Here is a 26,363-nt window from a genome sequence, read left to right on the forward strand (position 1 = left end):
GGATTATCATACCGCACATAACCCCATACCATACTTTGCTCATAGAGCATCCCTAACCCCGGAGATAGCATGACTAGCTATAAAGTTTTAGACGTAAACGATGATTTACCCATCCGCACCAAAGGTGAAGTACACAGTGGTAAAGTGCGTTCAGTTTATTGGCTAACAGACGAAGACAGTGCGCGATTAATTAAAGATAAAGGCTACAAAGTACCCGCAGGTACTGAGCTGGCTATTATGGTGATTTCGGACCGCATTTCAGCGTTTGATTGTATTTGGCAAGGCGAAAATGGCTTAAATGGAGTGCCGGGTAAGGGAATAGCACTTAACACCGTTGCATCCTACTGGTTTAAATTATTTGACGAAGCAGGCCTAGCTGGCAATCATATTGTGGATATTCCGCACCCATATGTATGGATAGTTCGTAAAGCAAGCACAGTTAAGGTAGAGGCGATAGCGCGCCAATATATTACGGGTAGCATGTGGCGTGATTACGCTAAAGGGACACGTAACTTTTGCGGTATAGATTTACCTGAAAGGTTAAACGCGAATCAAAAACTCGATAATGTGCTTATTACGCCATCAACCAAGGGGATTATTGAAGGCGTTGCCGACATACCGCCAGTAGACGATGTAAATATTACCCGCGAGAACATAACAAATAACCTAGACGTATTTAATTTTAAGTCGGAAGACGACGTTGCAAAATACGAAAAGCTGTTAGTAGAAGGCTTTGGCTTAATTAGTAAAGAGCTTGCCAAGCTTGACCAAATTTTTGTAGATACCAAGTTTGAATTTGGTTATGTAGAAGACCTAAATGGTGCACAACAGCTTATTTATATCGACGAAGTGGGTACACCAGATTCATCGCGTATATGGGATGGCGCTGCGTATCGAGATGGTAAAATTGTTGAAAACTCTAAAGAAGGCTTTCGCCAATTGTTAATTAATAACGTGCCAGAAAGCGACGTATTACTAAACAAAGATCGCATGGCTGAGCGTGAAAAATTAGCAAAAGAGTATATTTTACCCGAATCAGTCATGCTTGAAGTGTCTAATACTTATGTGGGTATTGCCAGCAAAATAGTTGGTGAAGCAATTACTATTCCTGAGGATCCGCGTCGAGAAGTCATTTCTATTTTAGACGCTGATTATGGCTTAATTGTAAAATAGCCATACTAAAGAACTAAAAAACCCAGTGGCTAACTTTTTATTTTTAGTTACTGGGCTATATTCCTTGCAATTAACCCCTGTAATTAATTACCTTAACCTAACGTTAATAGTTAGGTGTTGTTATGTTTGAACGTTGTTTGCAAAAAATAACTAAAAGTTGCCGTTTTTTAATCATGGGTTTGTTTTTTGGTTACTTTTCTAACGCCGCTGCACTGGAGTTGGTAGTAGAAGATCAACACGGTGGCAAACTAGCAAATGCTGTTATTGAGCTTCACTTTAACGCCGAGCAATTAGCCAAGCCAAATCTTCCTGTAGCCACTATGGACCAAGTTCATAAACAGTTTTTGCCAGAGCTATTAGTTGTGCAAAAAGGGCAGCAAGTTGACTTTCTAAATAGCGATAATATTCGCCACCATGTGTATTCTTTTTCGCAAGCTAAGCCTTTTCAGCTAAAGTTATATTCAGGGCAACCAAAAGCACCTATTACTTTTGATAATCAAGGGGTCGTTGTTTTGGGGTGTAATATTCACGACTCCATGGTTGGCTACATATATGTGGCAGGTAGCAAACATGTTTATAAAACAAATAAGCAAGGCAAAGTAACCTTGCCAAATAACCTATTACCGATTGAATTAAGCGTATGGCACGCTTTGCAAACAGCACCTTTGGAGAATAAAAAAATTATAACAGTAAGCGCTAAAAGCAAACACACCATAACGGTAAACACATCTACACCAGCACCAAGAAACACCTTTGGTAGCAAATTTAAGGCTGGTAATGACTCATAGTTTAAAAAACCGAATTACCTCACTCTGCGTAGGGCTGGTGTTATTAACAACGCTGGTGAGTGTTGCTAGTTTTTGGTGGTCAACAAGTCAGTTTCAGAAACAAAAAGTAGACCAAGACATAAGTGTTGCGCAAAACGTTTATAAGCAATATTTAACCTCAAAAGAAAGCCTATTGTTAACAGCAGCTAAAGTATTAACTGCCGATTTTGGTTTTAAACAAGCGGTTGCCACGCGCGATGCGGGTACCATAAGCAGTGTTTTGTATAATCACAGCCAACGGATAGACGCGCAATTAATGTTGCTTATAGATTTATCGGGTCAGCTAATTTCGTCAAATTTAGAGCAAGGTGCCTTTGAAGACGACTTGCGACCTTTACTCGCAGAGCTATTTAACGCACAAGAGCAATCCACATTTGTAGTGTTAAACAATGAGCTTTACCAGGTTATTTTATTACCTGTAAAAGCCCCAAGAACCATAGCTTACAGTTTAGTGGGCTTTAAAATAGACCACAGTGTTGCAAGCGAGCTTAAAAGCTTAACGGGCATGGATGTAAGCTTTGTAGGCAGTGCCGACAACCTAGTTATTAGCTCGTTAGATGAGCGCCCAACGCCTTTTGAACCGGTGAGTTATTTTAACTCGGCCACCACCTCACGAATATTTGGCGAGTACCCGGTTTACCGAAACCGAGATATTAATTTAGCCTCTTTGGCAACACACCCAATTATTATTTTATTAAGCGCCGATTTAACACAAAGTTATAGCGATTTTGAAAAGCTATTTTTTACCCTTATTATTTTGTCTATCTTAACGATGTTTGTAGGTGTAATAACAAGTAGCTTATTAGCAAATAACTTAACAACGCCGCTTTCTCAGCTAGTTGTAATTGCTAAGCAGTTTGCGCAAGGTAATTATAATTTTGAGTTTAAAGGTAAAAAACAAAGCACAGAAATAACGACCTTAGTTAATGCGTTCGACAACATGGGTAACGACATCAACAAGCGTGAACAACAAATTAGTTTTCAGGCGCGACACGATACTTTAACCGGCTTTTATAATCGCTCTGCGATGTTAGAAGTGTTGGACAAAGAATTAAGCGAATTAACTCAATATACGCTTGTAGCTATAGATATAAAAGGGTTGCGCCATATAAACGATAAGCTTGGCCCGCGCATTGGCGATGAATGTATAAAAACCGTGGCATGCAGAATAAGTGAGTTTTCGGATGAGTTTGGTGGGATTCATGCGCGTATTGGGGGAGATGAGTTTTTAACGGTATTTCCAAGCAGTGCGGTTAGCGAGAAAAAGTGCGGCATAGAGGGATTAATTGCTAGGCTCCAAGAGTGTTATACCATTCAAAAGCTAAAAATTAACTTACAGTTTAGTACCGGTGTATTGCAGTACCCATCGCAAGGTACTGCCAGTGACGACTTAGTAAGGCGAGTGCTTATTGCCGTAGAAAATGCGGCCAATAACCAAAACCATATACATTATTACCAAGATGGCGAGGACGAGGCCCACTTAGATCGTTTAATTATGCTTGATGAATTAAAGCAAGCTATTAGCGACGACGATGGTCAGCTGTTTATGACCTACCAGCCTAAGCTGCATATGCAAACTCAAAAAATAGATAAAGTTGAGTCGCTTATTCGTTGGCAGCGTAAAGATGGCAGCTGGGTTAATCCTGAGTTATTTATTGATTTAGCTGAGCGCTCGGGGCTAATTGTTGAACTAACGGCGTGGGTAATAAATACCGTTGTTGCGCAAGTTGCCGATTGGAAGTCGAAGGGCATTGAGCTTCAAGCCGCTATTAATGTATCGGCACAAGATATTGCGTATCCGGGCTTTCATGCCGCGTTAGTCGCTACGCTAAAAAAACATAATGTTGATGCAAGGTTAATCACCATTGAATTAACCGAGCGCGACATGATAGAAAACGAAGAAAAGGGCATAAAAGCGCTTAAAGATTTAAAACAAATTGGCGTTAAAATATCGCTTGACGATTATGGGGTAGGGCAAACATCGCTGGGGCGTTTAAAAATGTTGCCTATTGATGAGCTTAAGCTTGATAAATGTTTTATTTTAAAACTAGATGCTTCTCAAAAAGATCAATTTATAGTGCAGTCGTCAATTACGCTTGGGCATCAGTTAGGTTTTTCGGTGGTGGCTGAAGGGGTCGAAACCGAAGAGTCGTTAGCTTTACTTGAAACAATGCAGTGCGACCATGCACAAGGTTACTACCTTAGCCGGCCTTTAAAAGCTGATTTATTAGAACAATGGCTGGAAGAATACTATGGTAAAAATTAAGTATTTATTTGTCAGTGTTTTATTGCCAACGGTTGCCAACGGTTGCCAACAGTAGCGGAAAGTTACTAGCAACACCTGGTGTATCTCAAGTTGAAGGTAGCGGCGGTGGCGGTATAGTGCCTTGGGCTCAGCTTGCGGGTTATGCGAGCGAAGATGAATTTTCGGTAAATGGTTTTTGTAGCCGAGCTGATGTGAGTGATTACGCATTAAATGTATGTGGTGCGCAGTTAAACTTATTTAATCGGGTGGAGCTAAGTTACGCAAAACAAGAGTTTGACGTGCCAGCACTTAACACCGAAATAGAGCAATCGATTACTAGTGCAAAAATACGTTTATATGGTGATATTGTTTACAGCCAATGGCCGCAATTAAGTTTAGGTATACAGCATAAATCGCTAGATGACGGCACCGTAGCCAAACTTGTTGGCGCAGAGGATACCAGCGGTACAGATTATTACTTGGCTGCCAGTAAGCTTCACTTAGGTGCATTTGCAGGTTATAACTGGTTTTGGAATGTAACAACACGCTATAGTGAAGCCAATGAACTGGGACTACTCGGTTATGGTGGCGGCAATGCTGACAGCGCGTTTTTATTTGAAGGTAGCACCGCTGTATTTTTAAGTCGTGAATTGGCAATCGGTATTGAGTATCGTCAAAAAGCGAATAACTTAAACTTGGGTGAGCAAGACTGGAAAGACGTTTTTGTTGCCTGGATGCCTAATAAAAACGTGAGTGTAACTGCCGCATATTTAGATTTAGGGCGTATTGCTGGGGCAGACAGTCAAACGGGTTGGTACTTATCGGTAACAGGGTATTGGTAATGAAGTTAATTGCAGTTGGGTTTTTATGTGTAGGTATTTTAATGGGCTGTGCGAATAAAGCAGCGCCTACTTTATATTACCAAATTGGCGGTAACGCCGGCATAGAAAAACTAATTGATAGCTTTATTAACCAAATAGGCAATGACGAGCAGGTATTTCACTACTTTGAGCACACAAACATAGCACATTTTCGCCAAGGTTTTATTTTGCATATGTGCATGCTTACCGATGGTCCGTGTAAATACAGCTACGCAGGTGATTCAATGGTAGACATACACACCGGCATGAATATAACAGAAAAAGATTTTAATCATGTTGTTGATTTATTAGTGAATGCCATGAATGAGCAAAACATATCTCATCCTATTCAAAATAAAATTTTGTCAAAAATGGCGCCATTAAGAGGCGACATTATTAATATATAGTAGGTCGCAGTCATGCAGCAAATATATAGAACCACAATTATAGCTTTCTAGTTATCATTGACAGATTAGCTGATATTTTTTTGCGTTGCATATGTAAATTTAATCTGTGTTTTAAATTTCTAATAAATGTACTCTTATTAGAATGCCTACCTGAATTTGCCTTTGCTATTTCACTTTCAAATTGGCTATCAGTGGCAATTGGATATGGCTTAATACCTACGATATTGAGCCCAACTTCACTATGAAATTGCATATCAACATCAACAGGTCTAAAAAATGGCTTTCTGTGCAGAAGTTTCTTAGCCCCCTCTAAAGATAATATATATCCTTGAGCTCCATTTGGGATTTTAAAGTAATTCCCTAAAACAAATTCACTTTCAAGGGATTGTGTATTAATAAATGGTAAATCTCGGCTATCAGAAAGTTTTATAAGATCCCAATTTTTTAATTTTTCTGCTGATTCAATCGTATTAGTTAAATGCGATTTAATTATAATGTCGTCCTCAAGTATTACGCATATAGGTATCGAATGTGTAACTATATGCTCCCAGACTCGCATATGGCTAATGTAACAACCTATTTCTCCTAGGGTTAAGTTGCGATGATATGAGTTTTTATTCTTTTTCGGGCAATACCAGTTGAGAAACTCTTGCTCACCAAGATTTTTACCAATAGTAGCTTCAAAGCGTTCTGCACTTATATTAAGATCTTTAAGTCGCTTTTGAACTTCATACCAACGGGATTCACAAGGTTTCATATTGATAATAAATATCGAAGTTTTCATTTTTTAATTACTTTATTGTTGTAGCTTAATAGTCTTTAAGCGAAATAGATTTATTTAAAAAATCCAGTTTATGTAATGAGACTCAATAATTTTACTCTATCGAAGCTATATATTATTTATAAACTGAGAAAAGGTACTTGTTAAAACTGTATTGGGTTTGGATAACAGCTATAACGAAACCTGCTCTTCCATCTAAAAAACCTAGCCTTAAAAAATAATGTCGAATAAAAGCAAATATGGCAGAGCCTGTAGCTTTTGATAATGAGGTTTTTTTTCCTTTTTGAATTATTTGCTTTGCGCCTATGTTAGCGTAGTGGTTTCTTTTATTAAGATATGTAAAAATATCTTGGTGTTGGAAGTGTAAAATGTTTTCTTTTAATGTAATTAGCTCACAGTCTTTTATTACAACAGATTCATGCACTAAATTTTTGTTGTAACTGGTTTTTTTCTTGTTATAAATACGGGCAATATGATCAGGGTGCCAGCCACTATGATAAATAAACTGGCCACAAAAATATGTTAGCCGATTTATTCTTAATACATTTTCTTCACTACACCTAGGTAAAGTATTAAGTATCTCATTTTTTAATGTTTCACTAACTTCTTCATCGCAGTCAATAGCAAAAATCCAGTCGTTACTAGCTAACTGTTCAGCTCTTCGACGTTGCTCGCCAAACCCTTGCCAATCCTCTCTAATAAATATCTTATCGGTGTATTTTTTTGCAATTTCGAGTGTATTATCTGTGCTGCCGGAGTCAAGCAGAATAATCTCGTCAGCCCATTTAACTGATTCTAAACAGCGGGCAATTGTACTTGCCTCATTCTTACAAATAATACAAACAGATAGTTTCAAAATATTCTTCTCATAATTAAGTTATTGACGATAGACCCAAACATAAATCCATCTACATATTAGTAACTATAGTATTCCAAAGTATTACTTTTAAGACCATTTTTATAGCTGTTTTTATAGCTATTTTTAAAATAATAAATGCTAGAGTTAATATTGCCTAATTACTTAGTATTATTTAATCAAATTTTTTGATTATATTGTTTTATACTACAGGGAATTTTTTATGAAATATCTTGTTGATGCAAAGTGGCTTAAGATACGTTTAGAACAAACTAACTTAGTTATTTTTGATGCGGGTATGCTTCGCCCCGGGGTTTTAAGAACTTATATGCCTGAAGCTATGCTACCCAATGCAAAGCGGTTTGACATAAAAAATGAGCTAGCAGATAAATCAAACCCGCTATCAAGCACAATGTGTAATGCACAGCAGTTTACACAGGTTATGCAGCATGCGGGTGTAAACCATGATTCGTTTATTGTGGTATACGAAGATGCTGGCTTATTTAGTGCTGCAAGGGCGTGGTGGATGCTAAAAGCCATGGGGCATCACAATGTAAAGGTTTTAAATGGCGGCCTTAAAAAGTGGTTAGCGTGCCGCTATGCAGTGCAGCAAGGTTATAGTGAGGCTTTAACGTGTGGTAATTTTGAAGCAAGTTATAATCCAAATTACTTTATTGACCGCCAGCAAGTATTAGCAGCCATAGATGATGTGAATACTATATTGTTAGATGCGCGTGCCTATAAACGCTTTACTGGTGAAGAGAGCGAACCTCGAAAAGGCATGCGAGGTGGGCATATACCACAAAGCCGTTCATTGCCTTTTTTAGATTTATTAACCGATGGCGAGGCTAAAGCTTTTGAAGAAATAAAGATAAAATTTGAGAACGCTGTAGGTACTGCAGAGTATATTCAATTTAGCTGTGGATCAGGTATTACAGCGTGTATTTTAGCTTTATTTGCTGATGAATGTGGTTATAAAAACTTAAGTGTTTATGACGCTTCTTGGAGTGAGTGGGGCGCAAGTAACTCGTTGCCTATTGTTACTGGAGAAAAGTAGGTGAGTTATGAGTTTAAAGTTTGCTCATGTTAAAGCGCAGCGCCTCTAAACCTCTTTATGAATAACGGTACTTAAAAATTTTACTCACAAGGAGAAGTAAAAGAGAAGAAAATGAGAAGGTAAAAACGAATATTTTCTCGCATTTTTATTAAGTAGCTTTTACTTTCTAAAACCATAAGGGCAGTTTTTACAGCCATTTTTACAGCAGGTTCCTCGCTTTAAAAAAAACCACTTACTAAATACCATGTAGCCATTGTGCATAGTGTAGTCGAGCTCTTCAATTAAGTTATCGTTTCCTCTAAATGCTTTTGCAAACTCTATTTGGCTTTTTATTGGCTGAGTATAAAGCTCTTCAAGGTAGTGATTAATTTTATTGAGTGTACAGGTTTGGCACAAACAGCTTGTTGCTGTTGCGTCTAGGGGTAAAATAGCGGGTAACTGGTTACACCAACATGCGGTTATATTATTTACATTACAGTTAAGCACTGTATTACATTGGCTGCAGTTTGTTTGAGTCATTTTAGTTCTTATCAACAGTAGAGCGCCAAGAATAACAAATATTATGAATATACAAAAAGCCTTAGCAGAATTTATTACGTTTTCGGCACAAAGAGACAATGCAATATCGGTTATTGTGTCAACGCCTGCATATGGTCAAGCGCCCTTATATACATTAAAAACTGACGTATTAGTTGGTGTAATTAAACGCTGTTTGAGTGGTGAAATAAATTTAGATGACTTAGAGCTTTGGGCTAACGTTATTGAGTCACGAAAAGACGTTGATTGCGCTCAACACGAGGGCGTTATTTATGCGCTTAGTAATAGCGAGCAAATGGGCGAGCTTGATCACCAAAAGCTTGAAAAAATACTGGCATTGTTAAAGGGTTAAAGTTTAGGTTAACTTAAAACCGCATTTAAATTAAATGCGGTTTTAGTATTTTTTGACAACGTGGTTACTTGTGATATCCCAAGCAGGTTTCTACTTCGTTTTTAGATCCTAAAATAACCGCTACACGCTGGTGGATAGCGTCTGGCTGAATATCCATAATACGTTCAGAGCCTGTTGAGGCAATGCCGCCGGCTTGTTCTACTAGCATAGCCATTGGGTTTGCTTCGTAAAGTAGGCGCAGTTTATTGGGTTTCTTAGGATCTTTAGTATCAGTTGGGTAAGTAAATACACCGCCTCGGCTTAGTACGCGATGAACATCGCCTACCATGGCCGCAATCCAGCGCATATTAAAGTTTTTAGCGCGCGGGCCGGTATCGCCTTCTAACAAATCATTTATGTAATTTTGCATAGCGGGTTGCCAATGACGCTGATTAGACGCATTAATCGCAAACTCGTTTGTATCTGCAGGTATAGTGGCAAAGTCTTCTGTTAGTAAAAAGCTACCTTGGGTTTTATCAAGGGTGAACATACGTGTGCCTTTACCTGTACTAAGCGCCAACATTGTTGATGGGCCGTAAAGTACATAACCTGCTGCAACTTGCTTGTGGCCAGGTTGCATAAAAATACTTTCGTCTGCTGCATCTGAGCCTTCAGGCGCTTCCATAATTGAAAATATAGTCCCTACCAGCGAGTTAATATCGGTGTTTGACGAACCATCAAGTGGGTCAAATGCTACAATATATTTAGCGTCTGGGTTTCCTGCAACGGTGTAGTCTTCTTCTTCAGAGGCAATGGCTTTAACTGTGCCCGACTCCAGTAAAATATCTTTTAATAGCTGATTAGATAATACATCGAGCTTTTTTTGAGTTTCGCCTTGAATGTTTTCATCAAGTGTTGAGCCTAATACGCCTGAAAGTGCGCCTTGGCCAACACGAAAAGATATTTCTTTACATGCCGCTAAAATAGTTCGGATTAATGATAATAGTTCTCTTGGGCAACCGTCTTCTAGCAATACTGGAGGGAGTCTACGCATTCTATTTTCCTGATAACGTGTTAAAACTAATCATAATGTGAGAGAGATTAGTTTAGAGCGCTGAAATTCGTCTTAAATATCTGTATTGTTTAAATACCGCCCTATAATGGGGGCACCTAATCGTACCTAAAACGCCAATAACAAAGATAAGATTATGAAAAAAATACCACTACTAAGTTACATATTCTTTACTGTGTTGTGCTCTATCATAACTCAAGCGCACGCAGCAATTAAGTCAATTGATGAATTTACTACACAAATGAACCACTTTCCGGGGTACTACTCGTTTTATTACGATACTCAAAACGGCAAAGTGTATTTAAAAGTAGATAAGTTTGAGCAGCAGTTTTTATTACAACAAAGTTTGCCATACGGGGTTGGGTCAAACGATATTGGACTTGATCGAGGCCAGCTTGGCAACACGCATTTGGTACAGTTTGAGCGCTTTGGCGATAAAGTCATGCTGCGTGCTGTAAATACTTACTACCGTGCTAACACTAATAACAAAGCCGAGCAGCAAAGTATCAAAGAGGCATTTTCATCAAGCATATTGGCGGGCTTTAAAGTGGTTGCAGAAGACAAAAGCACGGCACTTATTGACTACACGCCTTATTTATTGAGCGATGTACATGGAGTAAGCCGTACATTAGCTGCCCGTAAGCAGGGTAATTTTAACCTTGATGAATCACGAAGTGCGGTTTACATGGCGCGTTCAAAAGCCTTTGTAAAAAACACCGAACTGGAAGCCGTGCTTACATTTAAAGGCACAAAGCCGGGTAAGTTTGTACGCCAAGTTAGCGCCAACCCATACACTGTTACCGTGCATATGCACCATTCACTTATTCAATTACCAGATGAGAATTACACACCACGTAAATTTAACCCGCAATCGGGCTTTTGGAGCATTGAACACAAAGATTACGCAGCGCCTTTAGGCGAGTCGATGTATGTTCGTTATATACCGCGTCACCGTTTAGCAAAAAAAGATCCGAGCTTACCTATTAGCGAGCCGGTTGAGCCTATTGTTTATTATTTAGATCCCGGTGTACCAGAGCCAGTTAAAAGCGCCTTACTTGAAGGCGGTAAGTGGTGGAATGATGCATTTAGCGCTGCAGGTTATAAAAACGCGTTTATTGTTAAAGTATTACCAACCAATGTTGATCCCATGGATATTCGTTACAACGTGATTCAATGGGTGCATAGAGCAACACGTGGCTGGTCATACGGAAGCTCAGTTATTGATCCGCGCACCGGTGAAATATTAAAAGGCCATGTGACGTTGGGTTCGCTTCGTGTTCGCCAAGATATATTAATTGCAGAAGCGCTGGCTGCTCCTTATTTTAAAGGAGATGAAGTTGCTAAAAACTTACACGCTATGGCGCTTGATCGTATCCGCCAGTTAAGCGCCCATGAAATTGGCCATACATTAGGTATTGCCCATAACTTTGCGGCATCAGTAAGTGATAGAGCCTCAGTAATGGATTACCCGCACCCATTATTGAGCTTTAATGAACAAGGCAAGCTTGATGTAACACGAGGCTATGCAACAGGTATGGGCGTATGGGATACCCAGGTAATTAAATACGGTTATAGCGACTTTACCAATCAAGATGAAAGCGCAGAGCTGGCCGCAATTTTAAAAGATAATAAAGCCAAAGGGTTAGCGTTTATTTCAGATTCTGACGCGCGAGCTAAAGGGGGCGCTCATCCAACTGCTCACTTATGGGATAACGGCGCTAACCCATCAGAAGAGCTTTTACGTGTTTTAGATGTGCGTAAAAAGGCACTTTCGCAATTTGGTATTAATAATATTAAGTCCGGTGTTGCGCTATCTCAGTTAGAAGAAAAGCTTGTGCCACTTTATTTATTTCATCGTTTTCAAGTTGAGTCTGTGGTTAAGTTAATTGCAGGTGTAAATTACGAATATGAAACGCGCGGTGATGAGCCTGTCCAAGGCGCTCAGGTTGTTGATAAGCAAGTGCAACAAGATGCAGTTAATGCCATTTTAGCAACGCTTACAGCCAAAAATTTAGTTATACCTGAATCGGTATTATCGTTAATTCCGCCAAAAGCATATGGTGAGTCTAAATCGCGCGAAAGCGTAGTGGGGCGTACAGGTTTAACGCTCGATGCAATGGCTTTACCAGAGGTTGCAGTGCAGCATAGTTTATCGTTGTTGCTTAATCCACATCGCTTAAATCGTTTAGCGCAACAACAAGCCCGTAATAACCAATTTTACAGTTTAGATGCGTTATTAAAGCAGTTATATAGCCATGTTTATAATGTATCGTCGCCCGACACAATGAAAGGCAAAATAACCCAGCGTATACAGTTTTTAACAGCAAAAACGTTTGCTGACTTAGTGGCAAATAATAATGTAAGCCCAGAGGTACAAGCGCAACTTCGTTATTACTTAGTTAAGCTAAGTGACGACTTTAATCAAAACACTATGCTGAGTAATACAAGCATCGGTGAAAGCGCATTTAAGCAATACCTAGCAGTGCAGGTAAAACACTTTTTAGCCAATGGAGAGTGGCCTAATAACTTTAAGGTTCTGCCTATACCGCCAGGTTCACCCATTTAATTTTATAAGGGCGCAGGTTAACACGCCCTGGGCTTTAAACGCCTTTATAAGCAGCGCTTCGATAGTATCAAGCGCTGTTTTTTCTTGCATAAAATTGGTTTTTTGTTAACCTACTTGCCTTCCATTTTTTGTCTTTTTGAGGTGTATATGGCGTTTTTATCTCGTGCGATTTTATCGCTGTCCATTGCACTTTCAAGTACCGCTGCCTTTGCTCAAAAACCGTGTGATGTTGAACTCAGACATGGTCTAATTATTACCGATGACGTAATACGAATTGTTGATAAAGGCCAAACACGAGTACAAATTAACAACAATACCCAGCTCTTTATTCGTGGCTATTGGGTCGATTTAGGTGAAGATGAAAGCAAAGTACTGGAGCAATTTAGCCAAGGCATTCGCCAAACAGTACCTGAGCTTGTAAATTTAGCCACCGACGGTGTTAATTTAGGGCTGAGTGCTATTGAGCAGGTGGTTGAGGGCATGTCGGATAAAGAGCCTGAAGTACTTAAAACCCAACTGCAATACGTAGAACGCGCGTTGATGGATAAGTTTAAGCGAGGCGACGACTTTTTTTTTATAGCTCCTCAATCACTTTCTCAAATTGATGACTTTTTTACAAAAGAAATAAGCCAAAAAATCCACTCGGCGGTTCATGGCTCGTTAGGTGCTATTTTAGTGTCTTTAGGGGATGCGTTTAAATCGCGTGAAGGCAATATTGAGGATCGCATTAACGATATGGGTCAACGCATGGATATCATCACGAAAGAGATTGATAAGTCATTGCAAAAAAAAGCAGACCAATTAGAGCTAAAAGCGTCAGAATATTGCGAATACCTCAACACCTTAGATGTCACCGAATCTCGCTTACAAGCGATTGTACCGGGCATGGCAGACTTTGATTTAGTGCAAATTAAATCGTAAGGGAAAGTGGTTAGTGATCAGACCGTCCTATAGTTTTATCTCATTCTCGGTTAACAAGCGGTATTCGCCTGGCGCTAAGTTTTCATCTAACTTAATACCCGCAATTTGCTCACGGTGTAATTCAACCACTTTGTTATCAACGGCGTAAAGCATGCGCTTTACCTGATGGTACTTTCCTTCACTAATTGATAAGCGTAAACCGTAGTTAGCTAAGCGCTCAGCAATAGCAGGGCGGGTGGCATCTTTTTCATTGTGTAGCATAACGCCTTCGCGTAATTGCTCAAGCGCTTCGTCGGTAATTGGTTCTTGGGTTTCAACTAGGTATGTTTTAAATTTATTACTGCGTGGTGAGGTAATTTTATGTGACCAGTCGCCATCGTTAGTGATAATAACTAAGCCTGTTGTGTCTATATCTAATCGACCTGCTACGTGAAAGTCACTCATATTTGGCTCATCAAGTAAGTCAAAAACTGTTTTGTGTAAGTCGTCACTATTTGCGCACACATAACCAACAGGCTTATTTAGCATAAAGTAACGTTTACCTAAAAATACTAATGGCTCACCGTTATGTAATACGGCATCTTCTTTTGCTAACTGAAAGTTATGTGCTGTGATCACCTCACCATTTACGCTTACTTCTTTACGCTTAATACTGGCGCGAGCTTGCGTGCGCGGTACTTCTGCTAAATGGCTAATAAATTTATCTAAACGGCAAGGGAATTTCATTTTGGTTCACATTTTTAGTCGGCTACAATGGGCGCGATTATAGCCGATAGTGAAATACCATGACAGTGCACAGCACACTAATTTTAAACCTATATAAGGCCAAAGTGGCCTCTGGTGAGCTGACGTACGATGCTGCCCAGCAACGTGCGGTTATGGCATTAAATACCTTAAGCCTACAACTTCAGACACCGGTAAAATGGTGGCAAAAAACACCAAATATAAACGGAGTTTATTTGTATGGGCCGGTAGGGCGCGGTAAATCAATGTTAATGGATTTATTTTATAACAATGTGCCAGTGGTAAAAAAACAGCGACTTCACTTTCATCATTTTATAGCACATGTTCATAGCCAATTAGCTGAGCTACAAGGCCACGCTAATCCGCTTACATTGATAGCGAAAAAATGGGCTAAAAACATTAAAGTATTATGTTTTGATGAGTTTTTTGTCAGCGACATTGGCGATGCCATGATTATGGCTAGATTGTTTAAAGCGATGTTTGAGCAAGGTTTAGTGCTGGTGGCTACCTCTAATGCAAAACCAGAACTGCTTTATAGCAACGGCCTGCAACGCACGCGATTTTTACCTACTATCGATTTAATTAACAACCACTGCCACATAGTCAATGTGGCCGGTGAGGAGGATCATCGCTTTAGATACGGTAAAAATAACCGCCACTATTATATCAACTTACCGAGTGATGATTTTAAAGCTATTTTTGTGCAAGCGAATTCACAGGTTACTTTTTCAGATGTAATTACGATTCACGGCCGTAAACTTAGCTACCAATTAAAAGCGCCTAGAGCCGTAATCATTGATTTTATGGCTTTATGTTCAGGCCCACGTAGTGCAAACGACTATATGTTTTTAGCATCCCAGTTTGATGTATTGTACGTTAATAATGTGCCTAAAATGGGTGAAACCGCAACGGGTAAAACGATTGTGCATGGAATAGAAGATAGCTACCAGCGGGAAAAGCAAACGCTTGAAGAGCACACTTTAGACGACGAGGCTCGGCGCTTTATTGCATTAGTGGATGAATTTTATGACTGTCAAAAATTACTGATTATAAATGCTCAGGTAAATATAGAGCATTTATATGTGGGTAAAAAGCTAAGCTTTGAATATGCGCGAACGCAATCGCGGCTAGTAGAAATGCAAAATTGGTAAAAAACGCGCTTAACGGTTTATGGCTAAGCGCATATCTAATTACTTTACTTACTGTAGCCATTTGGATTGTTTGACTGCCAGCGCCATGTATCTTGCATCATGGCATCAATTCCGCGTTTAGCTTCCCAGCCCAGCTCATTAAGGGCTTTTTCTGGTGCGGCGTAACATGCAGCAATATCGCCAGGGCGACGAGGTGATACTTGGTATGGTACTGCTTGGTTACTTGCTTTAATAAATGCATTAACCATTTGCAGAACAGAATAGCCATTACCAGTGCCAAGGTTATATACAAGTGCACCCGTATTTGTAGCTATTTTATCAAGCGCTTTTAAGTGGCCAATGGCTAAATCTACAACGTGAATGTAGTCGCGTACGCCTGTGCCATCAATGGTGTCGTAATCATCACCAAATACGGCTAACTGCTTGAGTTTGCCCACTGCTACCTGAGCAATGAATGGTAATAAATTATTAGGAATGCCATTAGGATCTTCACCAATTAGGCCCGATTCGTGAGCACCTACTGGATTAAAGTAACGCAAAATAGCAAACGCAAAGCGCTCGTCAGATTTAGCAATATCCTGGAGCATCATTTCTACCATCAATTTTGAGGTACCGTATGGGTTAGTTGTGCCACCAACAGGAAAGTCTTCTTTAATAGGTAAACTTGCCGGGTCGCCGTAAACGGTGGCTGATGAGCTAAATACTAATTTAAATACGCCCGCATCTCGCATAGCATCAACTAAGGTTAACGTGCCTTGCACATTATTTTGGTAATACTCTACTGGTTTAGCAACCGATTCGCCAACCGACTTTAAGCCTGCAAAATGAATAACACTGTTAACCGTATGCTTTGCAAATACTGAATCTAAAAAAGCTTTATCGAGTATGTCACCTTGATAAAAAGTTACTTCTTTGTCCGTAATTTGTTTAACGCGAGCCAGGGACTCTTGCGATGAATTTGCTAAATTATCGATAACAACAACATCACTTCCTTGTTGCAAAAGTTCTAAAACGGTATGCGAGCCAATATAGCCTGCGCCACCGGTTACTAAAATAGTCATGAAAGCTCCGTAGGGTTCTTTATTCAGTTGTTTTAATTTCAACATAAAATGGCATAGTTTACATGCTTTATATTTAATTTTTAGTTTGCAAATAAGATGGTTTAAAGTAGTTTTAAAAGGTACATCAGATTACATTTTGTTCGTTTATAATTACATTTAACAACTATGATTAAGTTATAGTTAATATATATCTGTTAGGATTATTTAATTAAGGTAAGCAACAAAGTCACACCATATACATTGTGTTATGGATTACTTTTTGGAGATAGCTATGAACTCAGTTACAAAAATTTCGATGGCACTGTGTGTTGTATTGCCACTATTTACACATGCTGGCGAGTCTGCAGTTAAGTGGCATGACTTTAAAGACTATCGCGATGTGCGTGCATCAAACCAAACTAAAGCGTCTTACCATAAGCAAATTACGAAGCAGTTTGAAAAACATTTCTCCAAGCTTGCTGAGCAACTGCCAAAAGATTATAAGCTAAATGTCGAAATTACAGATATTGATTTAGCTGGTGATGTACGTTTTAGTGGCACAAGTGAAATTCGCGTTGTTGAACCTATTTTTTTCCCACGTATTAACCTGAACTATTCGTTAGTTAATAAAGAAGGGGATGTAATAAGTGAAGCAAATGATGTTGAACTCAAAGACATGGGCTTTATGGATAGAATAAGAAGAGGCCGAGAGGAGTCATTTGACCACGAAAAAAGATTACTCACACAGTGGTTTGGCGAACAAGTATTAACAAGTATTGATTGAGTTAATTTGCCGCTTAAGAGCGGCAAGTGATTAACTTTGGTTATTTAAACGTGGCAAGTAAAGTGAGTAACTGTTGTAATTTAATGACGGTTGTTTTTAACTTTTCTTCGTTAAAGCCATCGGTTGATAAACTTTCTACGTCGGCTGCAACGTCTAGTACATAGGGTTTGAAACGCTTTGCTTCAAAGTCAAAACCAGCGTCTTTTCCAAATAAGGCTTTAAATTTACCATGGCCTTGTTGTTGTAATTCGTCTAGTTTTTTGTCGGCATCAAGTGCCTGACGATAAACAATTTTTAAGTTAGCGTTGAGTTGTTCAATTATAGAATCCATGGTTTTCCTAAAGCTTTGTACTGCATGGCCGATATAATACGTGGATTACATTTAAAAGTCAGGTTAGTAATATGAATATATCAGGTTCAAGTTTACCCGTTATGTCAGGGGCTAGCGAAAGTGGTGAAGTTTACAGCGCTTCTTTGGCTAAAAAACAGCAACAGGCAGACGGCGCAGCTGCGCTTGCACTAATTGAAGGTGCTGCGCAATCATCAAGTGCGCAAACACCGGCTAAATCGGTGACTGCAACACTTGGTAATAACATAAACGTATACGTTTAAATGTCGCCCTAAATAAGTTTGAGGTCGATAGGGGTCTTACTTTTTTGACCGCCTATTTCTCTTACTAGTTTAGGCACTAAAAATCCGGGCAGAGCTTTTAAAAGCTCTGCCATTATTTTTATTGCTTGCTCTTCGTTAATATCAAAGTGACTTGCGCCTTCAACTTTATCTAGCAAATACAAATAATACGGCAGCACGTCGGCATCAAATAACGCTTCACTTAAATTTATTTGTGCGTCAACCGTATCGTTCACGTCTTTTAAAATAACCGCTTGATTTAATAGCATAACGCCTGCATGTTTAAGCTTTTGCATTGCGTCTTTAAACTCATCATCTATTTCGTTGGCGTGATTTATATGGTTTATAAATACAATTTTTAGCGGTGATTTTTGTAAGCGGGCACATAGCTCGTCGGTAATTCTCGCAGGTATTACCACAGGCAAACGGCTGTGTATTCGCATACGTTTTATTTGTGGTAATTTTTCAAGCTCATCTAAAAACCAACTAATGGCATCGTCTTTGGCCATAAGCGGGTCGCCACCACTTAAGATCACTTCGTTTATATTGGTATCTGATTTTATATAGCAAAGAGCATCTAGCAGGCTTTTTTTATTAAGTTGGTTTTCTTGATATGGAAAATGACGTCTAAAACAATACCGACAATTTACCGCGCAACCGGTTTTAAACATAACTAAAACACGCGATTTATACTTATGTAAAATCCCGGGTTGATCGTTGTCTTGCTCAAGCAAGGGATCTTTATTAAACCCCGATTTTTTTAAAAACTCTTGATGACGAGGCATAACTTGCAGCAATAGAGGATCGTTTGCATCACCTTTGCGCATTTTTTTTATAAAGGGCACTGGCACCCGTACCGGAAATAAACTGCGAGCTTTTAGGTCGTTTTCATGGACTTGGCTCGATAAACCAACCATTTCAAGCAAGGTTTTTGGACAGGTAACTACATTTGCTAATTCTTTTTGCCAGTTTTTATGCAAATTTGCTTCATTTCTTTGTATCATTGGTACGTAGATTACTCGAAAAAATTAAAATAGAGGAAACGATGGCGAATTATAGCACCAACGAGTTCAAGGGCGGCCTAAAAATTATGATGGACGGCGAGCCTTGCAGTATCTTAGAAAATGAAATGGTAAAACCTGGTAAAGGCCAAGCGTTTAACCGTGTTCGTATCCGCAAGCTTATTTCTGGCAAGGTACTTGAAAAAACCTTTAAATCAGGTGAATCGGTTGAAGGTGCTGATGTTATGGATACGGACTTAGCGTATCTTTACACAGACGGTGAATTTTGGCATTTCATGAATAACGAAACATTTGAGCAAATTGCTGCTGACGAGAAAGCTTTAGGCGATGCTGGCAAATGGTTAGTTGAAAACGATGTATGTACTATCACACTATGGAATGGCAGCCCAATTGCAGTTACTCCACCAAACTTTGTAGAGCTTGAGATCACTGAAACAGATCCTGGCCTAAAAGGTGATACAGCGGGCACGGGTGGTAAACCAGCAACGCTTAGCACGGGTGCAGTAGTTCGTGTTCCATTATTCGTTCAAATTGGCGAAGTAATTAAAGTAGACACACGCAGTGGTGAGTACGTAGGCCGTGTTAAGTAATATTTAACGTAGCTTAATAATACCAATTCGCAAAGAGCAACACGACCTAAGCGAATTGGTATAAATCCCAGCCTATGCTGGGATTTTTTTTGGAGAAAATATGTCAGCAACACTTTGGGCGCCCAGCGCAAATATAAAAACATTAAAACAACGCGCAGAAATTTTACGCACAATTCGTGAATTTTTTTACGTACGAGATGTAATGGAAGTAGAAACACCGAGCTTAAGTGCTGCTAGTGTCACTGATGTTCACTTGGCAAGTTTTAATACTTCATTTATGGGCCCCGGGCATGCTGGTGGTTTGCCTCTTTATTTACAAACATCCCCCGAGTTTGCAATGAAACGCTTGTTAGCGGCCGGTTCAGGTTCTATTTTTCAGCTTTGCAAAGCATTTAGAAATGAAGAGGCGGGCAGTCATCATAACCCTGAGTTCACGATGCTTGAGTGGTATCGTCCTGGGTTTGACGAATTTGCATTGATGGATGAAATGGATGAGCTAATGCAGTGCGTACTTAATGTGGAGTCAGCAACGCGTATTACTTATCAGGATGCATTTAAACAAGTATTAGGCCTGGATCCACTGACAGCATCTTTAGATCAACTAAAGGCGCATGCTTGTGAGCACGGCTTTGCTGACATAGCTAAAAACGAAACTCATAAAGATACCTTGCTACAGCTGTTATTTTGTATGAAAGTAGAACCGAGCATTGGGCAAACTAAACCCTGTTTTGTCTATCACTTTCCTGCCTCACAAGCGGCATTAGCGCAAATTTGTGAACACGATGAGCGAGTCGCTGGTCGTTTTGAACTCTATTATAAAAATATGGAGCTTGCGAATGGCTTTAACGAGCTAACCAACGCAATTGAACAAGCTAAACGCTTTGATGAAGATAACCAGTATCGTGAAGCGCACGGTTTAAAACAAGTTCCGATGGATTCGCGCTTAATTGCTGCATTGGAACACGGTTTACCGCAATGTTCAGGTGTAGCATTGGGGATTGATAGGCTGGTAATGCTAGCAACTAACAAAGACAAAATTAAAGATGTAATTGCCTTTGATGTAGATAGAGCCTGATACTTGCCCTGTAAGCGCACAGCTTGCTGGCGCGTTAAAGCAAGGTTTTGAAAGGTTGTTTGATTATATCGATTGTACTTAAATTAAAGTCATTAGAGGCGTTGCTTCTCACGTGAGCAAGCTTGATGTCTTAAATAAAAACACCGCGCTTTAATTAAGCGCGGTGTTTTCTAATCTTTAACTGACAACTTACAGCTCTAACGTAAATGTTATACCTGCTACTCTTGGCTCACCTAATTGTGTGTAGGTATGCGTTTCGTAGCCATCAAGTGGGTCGTTCCCGAACTCAAAGCCACGCGTCGGCACAGCTTCATCAAACACGTTGCGTGCCCATGCACGAACTGACCACATGTCAGCGTCGTAACCAAAGCTTAAGTTAACTAAGTTGCTGTTAGGCGCTTTAGAGTTATGGCTGTCTGAGAAATAGTAATCGTCTTTCCCTTCAATACCCACCATGGCATAAAAAGCGTTGGTAAAATTGTAGCGTGCAGTAAATGCATATTGGTACTTAGGCGATTGTGCTTGTTCACGGCCATCTTGGTTTAAACCAGATTGCGTTACAAAGTTATCTATTTCTGTGTCTAAGTAACCAGCGCTACCGGTTAATAATAGGTTGTCGGTGAGTCGGTAGTTACCTTCAATTTCAAGGCCGTAGTTACTACCAGAGCTTGCGTTATCAACGTAGCCTGTAAACTGCTGGCCTTCAACTTGCCATGCTTTTAACTGTATGTCGTCGCGGTGCATATAAAATGCCGCTAGGCGAAGTGTTAAAGCGTCATCGAGTGATGATCCTTTAACGCCAAACTCACCGCTCCATAAGTATTCAGGGTCGAAGCTGGTGTGTTGTTGAAAAAAGTTAGCGTCTAGGTTTAAGCCTTCATCTTTTGCTTTTGCAAGCGCTTCAGAGTTAATACCACCGGCTTTGTAACCGCGCGTAATACTTGCGTAGATCATAGTGCGATCTATTACTTGATACTCAAGCGCGACTTTACCACCGAGCATAACATCGTCGGTTTCTTGTATAAAACCGTTACTGTCGGTGTAATCACCTTGGTATTGCTCAACACGTAGGCCTGTTATTAAAGTGGTTTTTGGGCCAATAGGGGTTGCTACTTGACCATACAATGCAATATTGCTGGTTTCATAAGTAGAGGCAAATGGGCTTGCAAGCCATGTGTATTGGCGCTCTAAATCAACATCGCGGTTTTGATAATAAAGACCCGCAACCCAGTTATCGGTTTTATCGTTAAACTGTAAGTTAGCTGATTGATCATCGCGATCGCGATTGTAAATATCAGTAGAGCTGTAACCCCAAGGGTGTAAGCCTGCAGCACAAAGTTGCGGCTCGTTAATATCATTACAAACCCAGTCTTCATCGTAGCTATAAAGTAACTCGCTATCGATTGCTGAAACATTAAGGCTTACATCAAATTTATCGAAACCCGTGTAAGTGTTAGCAATACCTACCGCGTAACTTTTTTGGTTATCTTGACCTGGTTCATCCGCAACGCTGTCGCGGCTGTTGTCGAGCGTAAAGGCATCGTAACCATTGTTTATATCAATATAATGAAAATTTAACTCAGTGTTTAGGTTTTCAGTAAGCTGAGAGTTTAACTTAAAGCGTGCAACTTGCTCGTCTTGATTTTGTGTTGACTCGTTCAGGTATAAGTTGTCTACGTAGCCGTCAGATTTTCTGCGAAAGTAACTAACACGAGCCGTTGTATCGTCGGTCAAACCAGTGCTTGCTGCAAGGCCTGTTTCATGGCTGTTGTATGTGCCAGCACCTAAGTGCAGTTTTAAACTCGGATCGCTAGTTGCTTTAGCTGATTGCATTTGGATCATACCGGCCATGCCATCTGCACCAAAGCGTGTTCCTTGTGGTCCACGGTAAATTTCTACTTGGTCAATATCAAATAATAATGAACTGCCACCAAGGCCGGAGTAGTTAATGCCGTCAATAACTAAACCAACCGAAGGGTTAATAGGGTCAACAAATTGTGAGCGTAAACCCACGCCGCGAATTTGTATAAAACGCCCACGAGACGCACCCGCAGTGAAGTTTACGTTAGCGGCACTGCCTAATATTTCGTCTAAGTAACTTGCACCACGTAGGCTTATTTCTTCTTCACTGAGTAAACTTGCACTGGCACTTAAAGTTTGAATAGTTTCTCGTTGAAAGTCACCGGTGACCACTATTTTTTCTATGTCGCTATCATCAGCATTAGCTGAAAAAGGGGCACTCATTAGCGGCAAAAGTGCGGTAGTGATTAAAGACAAACGTAAGTTCATTTTGTTACTTAACTCCATTTTAGGGGCTTATGCTGGGGTCTGTTGACCTTTTAGTATTAATCTTAAAAGACAAACTGACCCTAGTAATTATTTTTATACCTGTGTTATAACGCAGCGATTATACGTAAAAAAACTAGGATTACTAATATGACTTTTAAAGTTGATTTTAAAGTACGTCATTACGAATGCGATTTACAAGGGATCGTTAATAACAGTGTTTATTTTAATTATTTAGAACATGCCCGCCATGAATTCCTATTTTCGAACGGTGTTGACTTTGCATTACTTGCTAAGCAAAAAGTTAATTTAGTTGTGATTCGTAGTGAAGTTGATTACAAGCACTCATTGGTGCCAGAAGATGAGTTTTATGTGTCTGTAAAGCCCGTTCGTCTAAGTCGATTAAAGTTTGCGTTTGAGCAAACTATTGTACGTAAACACGACCAGCAAGTGATGCTTAAAGCAAAAGTAATAGGTACTGCGGTGAACGAAAAAGGGCGTCCTTTTTTACCACCCGAAATGCAAACCCTATTCAACAATAATGATTTAAGCTAACTCATATTCTATAAATAACGTTTTATGAACAAAAAATTACATTTAAAACATGCAAATTTAACGGATAAATCGCATAAATATTGTTATTATGACATTAATTAGACAATGAGTTAGTAGCAGTATGAAATTAGCAGCAATACCGATGCTTTTAATCGGTTTATGTGTTGGTTGCGCATCAACAGGGACCGTTACCAGTGAGCAGCTAAAGTACACACAATGGCAGTTATCGACAATTGATGATTTAGCCTTAGAGGAACAATACACGGCCTCCGTTAGCTTTATAGAAGCGCTTCAAGTAAATGGATTTGCAGGATGTAACCGATTTTTTGGTGAGGGTGAACTTAACGAAAGTAGCCTTAGTGTGCAAAAAGTTGGAATGACCCGAAAATCTTGCGGCGAAAAAACAGATAAGTTTGAACAGCAGTTTTTAAAAACGTTAAAGCAAGGTGCAACGCTTAGCATGCAAGGTCAAAAATTAGTTATGCAAGGCGAGCAAAAGTTTGTATTTGTTGCTAAATAAATTTTAGAGTTTTAAAAAATGCCCCCTTGCGGGTCTTTTTTAACTGGCGTACACTCAACGCAGATTTAATGAGATTGTTTATTAAATCAACGAACAATTTATATACTTGTCGGAGTGCCTAAGTATGTTGCTTAGGCTGAGATCGCGAAAGCGGGATCCGTGAACCTGATCAGGTTAATACCTGCGTAGGGAACAAGCTGCCTTAAACGGGACGCTTGTGCGTCTTTTTTTATGCGTGCAATAAAGCGATACCCATTTTTATAGGCTGCAAAGTGGCATGAAGCTACTTTACGATCTTTCTCTATTCCTTTTGGAATATCTGACAAGACAACCCTTTAGTTATGAGGTAAGTCATGTCAAACACCACAAATAAATCATCGCGTCGCGAAACGCGCGCAGCTGCATCTGAATATATTTATAATTTAACAGGGCAGCCATTTCCAAATTCTCAAAAAGTGTACGTTGAAGGTAGCCAGCCAGGCGTGCGTGTGGGTATGCGCGAAATAACACTCAGTGATACGTTTATTGGTGGCACCGACGAAAATCCGGTGTATGAATCTAATGAGCCCCTTCGTGTTTACGATACATCGGGCCCGTACACTGACCCAAATTTTGAATTAGATGTACGCAAAGGGTTACCAAAATTTCGTGAGCAATGGATTGCAGGGCGCAACGATACAGAAGTACTCGATTCGGTCACCTCGCAGTTTGCACAGCAGCGTATGGCTGATGATGGACTTGATCATATTCGATTTGATCACCTACCAAAAATTCGCCGTGGTAAAGCGGGCAAAAATGTCACACAAATGCATTACGCTCGCCAAGGTATTGTAACGCCAGAGATGGAATACGTTGCAGTGCGAGAAAATATGGGGCGTGCAAAGATTCGCGAAGAGTTATTAGCTGCGCAGCATAAGGGCGAGTCATTTGGCGCGAGTATTCCCGATTTTATAACCCCTGAATTTGTACGTGACGAAATAGCGCGTGGCCGCGCAATTTTACCTAACAATATCAATCATCCAGAAACCGAACCAATGATTGTTGGCCGTAACTTTTTGGTTAAAGTGAACGCTAATATAGGTAATTCATCGGTCACTTCATCTATTGAAGAAGAAGTAGAAAAAATGGTGTGGTCGACTCGTTGGGGCGCCGATACCGTAATGGATTTATCAACAGGGCGCTATATTCATGAAACACGTGAGTGGGTAGTACGTAACTCGCCTGTACCCATTGGTACTGTGCCCATTTATCAGGCCCTTGAAAAAGTAAACGGTGTAGCTGAAGACTTAACGTGGGAAATATTCCGCGATACCTTAATTGAACAAGCAGAGCAGGGCGTTGACTACTTTACTATTCATGCCGGTGTGCTTTTGCGCTACGTACCTATGACGGCAAAACGTGTTACAGGTATTGTATCGCGCGGTGGCTCTATTATGGCCAAATGGTGTTTAGCGCACCATAAAGAGAACTTTTTATACACGCACTTTGAAGATATTTGTGAAATTTTAAAACAATACGATGTGTGTTTTTCATTAGGCGATGGCCTTCGCCCAGGCTCTATTGCTGATGCTAACGATGAAGCACAATTTAGTGAGTTACGTACATTAGGCGAGCTAACACAAATAGCATGGAAGCATGACGTACAAGTATTTATTGAAGGGCCAGGGCATGTGCCAATGCATATGATCAAAGCTAATATGGATGAGCAACTAGAACATTGTGGCGAAGCGCCATTTTATACTCTAGGCCCACTAACAACCGATATTGCACCAGGGTACGACCACATTACATCGGGTATTGGAGCGGCGCAAATAGCGTGGTATGGCTGTGCTATGTTGTGTTATGTAACGCCAAAAGAGCATTTAGGCTTGCCCAATAAAGAAGACGTCAAAGAAGGTTTAATTACCTACAAAATTGCAGCGCATGCCGCCGATTTAGCTAAAGGACACCCAGGCGCGCAAGAGCGCGATAATGCCTTGTCAAAAGCGCGTTTTGAGTTTAGATGGCATGACCAATTTAATATTGGTTTAGACCCTGAACGTGCCCGCGAATATCACGACGAAACACTGCCACAAGAGTCGGGCAAAGTAGCTCATTTTTGCTCTATGTGTGGCCCTAAATTTTGCTCTATGAAAATCAGCCAAGAAGTACGCGATTACGCTAACGATTTAGAGGAGCGTGGTATTGATCCCAATAACGCGGGTGAGGCTATTGAAATTAAAATGATTGATGTAGAAGCGCAAATGAAAGCTAAATCAGAGGAGTTTAAGCAAACGGGCTCTGAAATTTATCACAAAGCGATATAACTCGACCTTAGGCTGCGGATATCTATC

General features: G+C 40.0%; 26 protein-coding genes and 1 riboswitch. Of the genes, 17 read left to right on the forward strand and 9 right to left on the reverse strand.

Going from position 1 to position 26,363, the window contains the following annotated elements; translation table 11 throughout:
- Nucleotides 1-69 precede the first annotated feature (69 nt).
- The 5 genes from P20480_RS07950 to P20480_RS07930 all read left to right on the forward strand — a co-directional run bounded on the left by P20480_RS07950 (nucleotide 70) and on the right by P20480_RS07930 (nucleotide 5,512).
- Nucleotides 70-1,173, forward strand: a complete 1,104-nt coding sequence (locus P20480_RS07950) for a phosphoribosylaminoimidazolesuccinocarboxamide synthase (RefSeq protein WP_008130197.1) — start codon at nucleotides 70-72, stop codon at nucleotides 1,171-1,173.
- Nucleotides 1,174-1,295: 122 nt separating this feature from the next.
- Complete coding sequence (locus P20480_RS07945; protein ID WP_008130199.1) at nucleotides 1,296-1,961, forward strand: methylamine utilization protein; 666 nt, start codon at nucleotides 1,296-1,298, stop codon at nucleotides 1,959-1,961.
- A complete protein-coding gene (locus P20480_RS07940) occupies nucleotides 1,951-4,266 on the forward strand; it encodes a bifunctional diguanylate cyclase/phosphodiesterase (protein ID WP_008130200.1) in 2,316 nt (771 codons plus the stop codon). The genes P20480_RS07945 and P20480_RS07940 overlap by 11 nt, the downstream gene beginning before the upstream one ends.
- Nucleotides 4,267-4,280: 14 nt before the next feature.
- Nucleotides 4,281-5,087 (forward strand): DUF3034 family protein, encoded by an 807-nt coding sequence (locus tag P20480_RS07935; RefSeq protein WP_008130202.1) that lies wholly within the window; start codon nucleotides 4,281-4,283, stop codon nucleotides 5,085-5,087.
- Nucleotides 5,087-5,512, forward strand: a complete 426-nt coding sequence (locus P20480_RS07930) for a group I truncated hemoglobin (protein ID WP_008130204.1) — start codon at nucleotides 5,087-5,089, stop codon at nucleotides 5,510-5,512. The genes P20480_RS07935 and P20480_RS07930 overlap by 1 nt, the downstream gene beginning before the upstream one ends.
- A gap of 37 nt (nucleotides 5,513-5,549) precedes the next feature.
- On the opposite strand, the gene P20480_RS07925 is transcribed toward P20480_RS07930, so the two are convergent.
- The gene (locus P20480_RS07925; RefSeq protein ID WP_008130205.1) at nucleotides 5,550-6,296 is read right to left on the reverse strand and encodes a glycosyltransferase family 25 protein; all 747 of its coding nucleotides are present in this window, start codon (nucleotides 6,294-6,296) and stop codon (nucleotides 5,550-5,552) included.
- 112 nt (nucleotides 6,297-6,408) lie between these two features.
- Complete coding sequence (locus tag P20480_RS07920; protein WP_008130207.1) at nucleotides 6,409-7,149, reverse strand: glycosyltransferase family 2 protein; 741 nt, start codon at nucleotides 7,147-7,149, stop codon at nucleotides 6,409-6,411.
- 223 nt (nucleotides 7,150-7,372) lie between these two features.
- Here P20480_RS07920 and P20480_RS07915 point away from each other — a divergent pair, with 223 nt between their 5' ends.
- Nucleotides 7,373-8,206, forward strand: a complete 834-nt coding sequence (locus P20480_RS07915) for a sulfurtransferase (RefSeq protein ID WP_008130209.1) — start codon at nucleotides 7,373-7,375, stop codon at nucleotides 8,204-8,206.
- Between the two features lie 159 nt (nucleotides 8,207-8,365).
- Here the strand turns inward: P20480_RS07915 and P20480_RS07910 are convergent, their stop codons facing one another.
- The gene (locus P20480_RS07910) at nucleotides 8,366-8,725 is read right to left on the reverse strand and encodes a DUF5522 domain-containing protein (RefSeq protein ID WP_008130212.1); all 360 of its coding nucleotides are present in this window, start codon (nucleotides 8,723-8,725) and stop codon (nucleotides 8,366-8,368) included.
- 43 nt (nucleotides 8,726-8,768) lie between these two features.
- Here P20480_RS07910 and P20480_RS07905 point away from each other — a divergent pair, with 43 nt between their 5' ends.
- Nucleotides 8,769-9,095, forward strand: coding sequence for a hypothetical protein (locus P20480_RS07905; RefSeq protein WP_008130215.1), 327 nt, complete (start codon nucleotides 8,769-8,771; stop codon nucleotides 9,093-9,095).
- A 64-nt stretch (nucleotides 9,096-9,159) separates the two neighbouring features.
- On the opposite strand, the gene P20480_RS07900 is transcribed toward P20480_RS07905, so the two are convergent.
- A complete protein-coding gene (locus tag P20480_RS07900) occupies nucleotides 9,160-10,128 on the reverse strand; it encodes a class 1 fructose-bisphosphatase (RefSeq protein WP_008130217.1) in 969 nt (322 codons plus the stop codon).
- A 154-nt stretch (nucleotides 10,129-10,282) separates the two neighbouring features.
- Here P20480_RS07900 and P20480_RS07895 point away from each other — a divergent pair, with 154 nt between their 5' ends.
- Both P20480_RS07895 and P20480_RS07890 read left to right on the forward strand, forming a co-directional pair.
- Nucleotides 10,283-12,712 carry a zinc-dependent metalloprotease gene (locus P20480_RS07895; protein WP_008130218.1) on the forward strand — a complete coding sequence of 810 codons (2,430 nt, stop codon included), beginning with the start codon at nucleotides 10,283-10,285 and terminating at the stop codon, nucleotides 12,710-12,712.
- Between the two features lie 147 nt (nucleotides 12,713-12,859).
- Nucleotides 12,860-13,633, forward strand: coding sequence for a YggN family protein (locus P20480_RS07890; protein WP_006792053.1), 774 nt, complete (start codon nucleotides 12,860-12,862; stop codon nucleotides 13,631-13,633).
- A gap of 27 nt (nucleotides 13,634-13,660) precedes the next feature.
- Here the strand turns inward: P20480_RS07890 and rsuA are convergent, their stop codons facing one another.
- Nucleotides 13,661-14,359, reverse strand: a complete 699-nt coding sequence (rsuA, locus tag P20480_RS07885; RefSeq protein WP_008130223.1) for a 16S rRNA pseudouridine(516) synthase RsuA — start codon at nucleotides 14,357-14,359, stop codon at nucleotides 13,661-13,663.
- A 59-nt stretch (nucleotides 14,360-14,418) separates the two neighbouring features.
- Between rsuA and zapE the strand changes: the two genes are divergently transcribed.
- Nucleotides 14,419-15,528, forward strand: a complete 1,110-nt coding sequence (gene zapE, locus P20480_RS07880) for a cell division protein ZapE (protein WP_008130225.1) — start codon at nucleotides 14,419-14,421, stop codon at nucleotides 15,526-15,528.
- Between the two features lie 44 nt (nucleotides 15,529-15,572).
- Here the strand turns inward: zapE and galE are convergent, their stop codons facing one another.
- The gene (galE, locus tag P20480_RS07875) at nucleotides 15,573-16,589 is read right to left on the reverse strand and encodes a UDP-glucose 4-epimerase GalE (protein WP_008130227.1); all 1,017 of its coding nucleotides are present in this window, start codon (nucleotides 16,587-16,589) and stop codon (nucleotides 15,573-15,575) included.
- A gap of 271 nt (nucleotides 16,590-16,860) precedes the next feature.
- Between galE and P20480_RS07870 the strand changes: the two genes are divergently transcribed.
- Nucleotides 16,861-17,352, forward strand: a complete 492-nt coding sequence (locus P20480_RS07870; protein ID WP_008130229.1) for a DUF3016 domain-containing protein — start codon at nucleotides 16,861-16,863, stop codon at nucleotides 17,350-17,352.
- 40 nt (nucleotides 17,353-17,392) lie between these two features.
- Here the strand turns inward: P20480_RS07870 and P20480_RS07865 are convergent, their stop codons facing one another.
- Nucleotides 17,393-17,683 carry a hypothetical protein gene (locus tag P20480_RS07865; protein WP_008130233.1) on the reverse strand — a complete coding sequence of 97 codons (291 nt, stop codon included), beginning with the start codon at nucleotides 17,681-17,683 and terminating at the stop codon, nucleotides 17,393-17,395.
- Nucleotides 17,684-17,754: 71 nt separating this feature from the next.
- On the opposite strand from P20480_RS07865, the gene P20480_RS07860 reads away from it, so the two are divergent.
- Nucleotides 17,755-17,964, forward strand: coding sequence for a hypothetical protein (locus P20480_RS07860; protein WP_006792059.1), 210 nt, complete (start codon nucleotides 17,755-17,757; stop codon nucleotides 17,962-17,964).
- Nucleotides 17,965-17,972: 8 nt separating this feature from the next.
- Here the strand turns inward: P20480_RS07860 and epmB are convergent, their stop codons facing one another.
- Nucleotides 17,973-18,986: an EF-P beta-lysylation protein EpmB gene (epmB, locus tag P20480_RS07855; RefSeq protein WP_008130235.1), complete on the reverse strand. Its 1,014-nt coding sequence runs from the start codon at nucleotides 18,984-18,986 to the stop codon at nucleotides 17,973-17,975.
- A 41-nt stretch (nucleotides 18,987-19,027) separates the two neighbouring features.
- Between epmB and efp the strand changes: the two genes are divergently transcribed.
- Nucleotides 19,028-19,594 (forward strand): elongation factor P, encoded by a 567-nt coding sequence (efp, locus tag P20480_RS07850; protein WP_006792061.1) that lies wholly within the window; start codon nucleotides 19,028-19,030, stop codon nucleotides 19,592-19,594.
- A 100-nt stretch (nucleotides 19,595-19,694) separates the two neighbouring features.
- The gene (gene epmA, locus P20480_RS07845) at nucleotides 19,695-20,669 is read left to right on the forward strand and encodes an elongation factor P--(R)-beta-lysine ligase (protein ID WP_008130237.1); all 975 of its coding nucleotides are present in this window, start codon (nucleotides 19,695-19,697) and stop codon (nucleotides 20,667-20,669) included.
- Between the two features lie 189 nt (nucleotides 20,670-20,858).
- Here the strand turns inward: epmA and P20480_RS07840 are convergent, their stop codons facing one another.
- Nucleotides 20,859-22,958: a TonB-dependent receptor gene (locus tag P20480_RS07840; RefSeq protein ID WP_008130239.1), complete on the reverse strand. Its 2,100-nt coding sequence runs from the start codon at nucleotides 22,956-22,958 to the stop codon at nucleotides 20,859-20,861.
- Between the two features lie 147 nt (nucleotides 22,959-23,105).
- Between P20480_RS07840 and P20480_RS07835 the strand changes: the two genes are divergently transcribed.
- The 3 genes from P20480_RS07835 to thiC all read left to right on the forward strand — a co-directional run bounded on the left by P20480_RS07835 (nucleotide 23,106) and on the right by thiC (nucleotide 26,336).
- Complete coding sequence (locus P20480_RS07835) at nucleotides 23,106-23,510, forward strand: acyl-CoA thioesterase (RefSeq protein ID WP_008130241.1); 405 nt, start codon at nucleotides 23,106-23,108, stop codon at nucleotides 23,508-23,510.
- Between the two features lie 121 nt (nucleotides 23,511-23,631).
- A complete protein-coding gene (locus P20480_RS07830; RefSeq protein WP_033025531.1) occupies nucleotides 23,632-24,030 on the forward strand; it encodes an META domain-containing protein in 399 nt (132 codons plus the stop codon).
- Between the two features lie 100 nt (nucleotides 24,031-24,130).
- A riboswitch (TPP riboswitch) is annotated at nucleotides 24,131-24,239 on the forward strand.
- A gap of 144 nt (nucleotides 24,240-24,383) precedes the next feature.
- Nucleotides 24,384-26,336, forward strand: a complete 1,953-nt coding sequence (gene thiC / locus P20480_RS07820; RefSeq protein ID WP_008130246.1) for a phosphomethylpyrimidine synthase ThiC — start codon at nucleotides 24,384-24,386, stop codon at nucleotides 26,334-26,336.
- Nucleotides 26,337-26,363 lie beyond the last annotated feature (27 nt).

It is taken from the genome of Pseudoalteromonas sp. BSi20480 (assembly GCF_000241365.1).
Lineage (GTDB): Bacteria > Pseudomonadota > Gammaproteobacteria > Enterobacterales > Alteromonadaceae > Pseudoalteromonas > Pseudoalteromonas marina.

Bases quoted from the DNA above. Each gene is read 5' to 3' on its own strand.
- P20480_RS07950 (WP_008130197.1), top strand. From the start codon at position 70: ATGACTAGCTATAAAGTTTTAGACGTAAACGATGATTTACCCATCCGC.
- P20480_RS07945 (WP_008130199.1), top strand. From the start codon at position 1,296: ATGTTTGAACGTTGTTTGCAAAAAATAACTAAAAGTTGCCGTTTTTTA.
- P20480_RS07940 (WP_008130200.1), top strand. From the start codon at position 1,951: ATGACTCATAGTTTAAAAAACCGAATTACCTCACTCTGCGTAGGGCTG.
- P20480_RS07930 (WP_008130204.1), top strand. From the start codon at position 5,087: ATGAAGTTAATTGCAGTTGGGTTTTTATGTGTAGGTATTTTAATGGGC.
- P20480_RS07925 (WP_008130205.1), bottom strand. From the start codon at position 6,296: ATGAAAACTTCGATATTTATTATCAATATGAAACCTTGTGAATCCCGT.
- P20480_RS07915 (WP_008130209.1), top strand. From the start codon at position 7,373: ATGAAATATCTTGTTGATGCAAAGTGGCTTAAGATACGTTTAGAACAA.
- P20480_RS07910 (WP_008130212.1), bottom strand. From the start codon at position 8,725: ATGACTCAAACAAACTGCAGCCAATGTAATACAGTGCTTAACTGTAAT.
- P20480_RS07905 (WP_008130215.1), top strand. From the start codon at position 8,769: ATGAATATACAAAAAGCCTTAGCAGAATTTATTACGTTTTCGGCACAA.
- P20480_RS07900 (WP_008130217.1), bottom strand. From the start codon at position 10,128: ATGCGTAGACTCCCTCCAGTATTGCTAGAAGACGGTTGCCCAAGAGAA.
- P20480_RS07895 (WP_008130218.1), top strand. From the start codon at position 10,283: ATGAAAAAAATACCACTACTAAGTTACATATTCTTTACTGTGTTGTGC.
- P20480_RS07890 (WP_006792053.1), top strand. From the start codon at position 12,860: ATGGCGTTTTTATCTCGTGCGATTTTATCGCTGTCCATTGCACTTTCA.
- rsuA (WP_008130223.1), bottom strand. From the start codon at position 14,359: ATGAAATTCCCTTGCCGTTTAGATAAATTTATTAGCCATTTAGCAGAA.
- zapE (WP_008130225.1), top strand. From the start codon at position 14,419: ATGACAGTGCACAGCACACTAATTTTAAACCTATATAAGGCCAAAGTG.
- galE (WP_008130227.1), bottom strand. From the start codon at position 16,589: ATGACTATTTTAGTAACCGGTGGCGCAGGCTATATTGGCTCGCATACC.
- P20480_RS07870 (WP_008130229.1), top strand. From the start codon at position 16,861: ATGAACTCAGTTACAAAAATTTCGATGGCACTGTGTGTTGTATTGCCA.
- P20480_RS07865 (WP_008130233.1), bottom strand. From the start codon at position 17,683: ATGGATTCTATAATTGAACAACTCAACGCTAACTTAAAAATTGTTTAT.
- P20480_RS07860 (WP_006792059.1), top strand. From the start codon at position 17,755: ATGAATATATCAGGTTCAAGTTTACCCGTTATGTCAGGGGCTAGCGAA.
- epmB (WP_008130235.1), bottom strand. From the start codon at position 18,986: ATGATACAAAGAAATGAAGCAAATTTGCATAAAAACTGGCAAAAAGAA.
- efp (WP_006792061.1), top strand. From the start codon at position 19,028: ATGGCGAATTATAGCACCAACGAGTTCAAGGGCGGCCTAAAAATTATG.
- epmA (WP_008130237.1), top strand. From the start codon at position 19,695: ATGTCAGCAACACTTTGGGCGCCCAGCGCAAATATAAAAACATTAAAA.
- P20480_RS07840 (WP_008130239.1), bottom strand. From the start codon at position 22,958: ATGAACTTACGTTTGTCTTTAATCACTACCGCACTTTTGCCGCTAATG.
- P20480_RS07835 (WP_008130241.1), top strand. From the start codon at position 23,106: ATGACTTTTAAAGTTGATTTTAAAGTACGTCATTACGAATGCGATTTA.
- P20480_RS07830 (WP_033025531.1), top strand. From the start codon at position 23,632: ATGAAATTAGCAGCAATACCGATGCTTTTAATCGGTTTATGTGTTGGT.
- thiC (WP_008130246.1), top strand. From the start codon at position 24,384: ATGTCAAACACCACAAATAAATCATCGCGTCGCGAAACGCGCGCAGCT.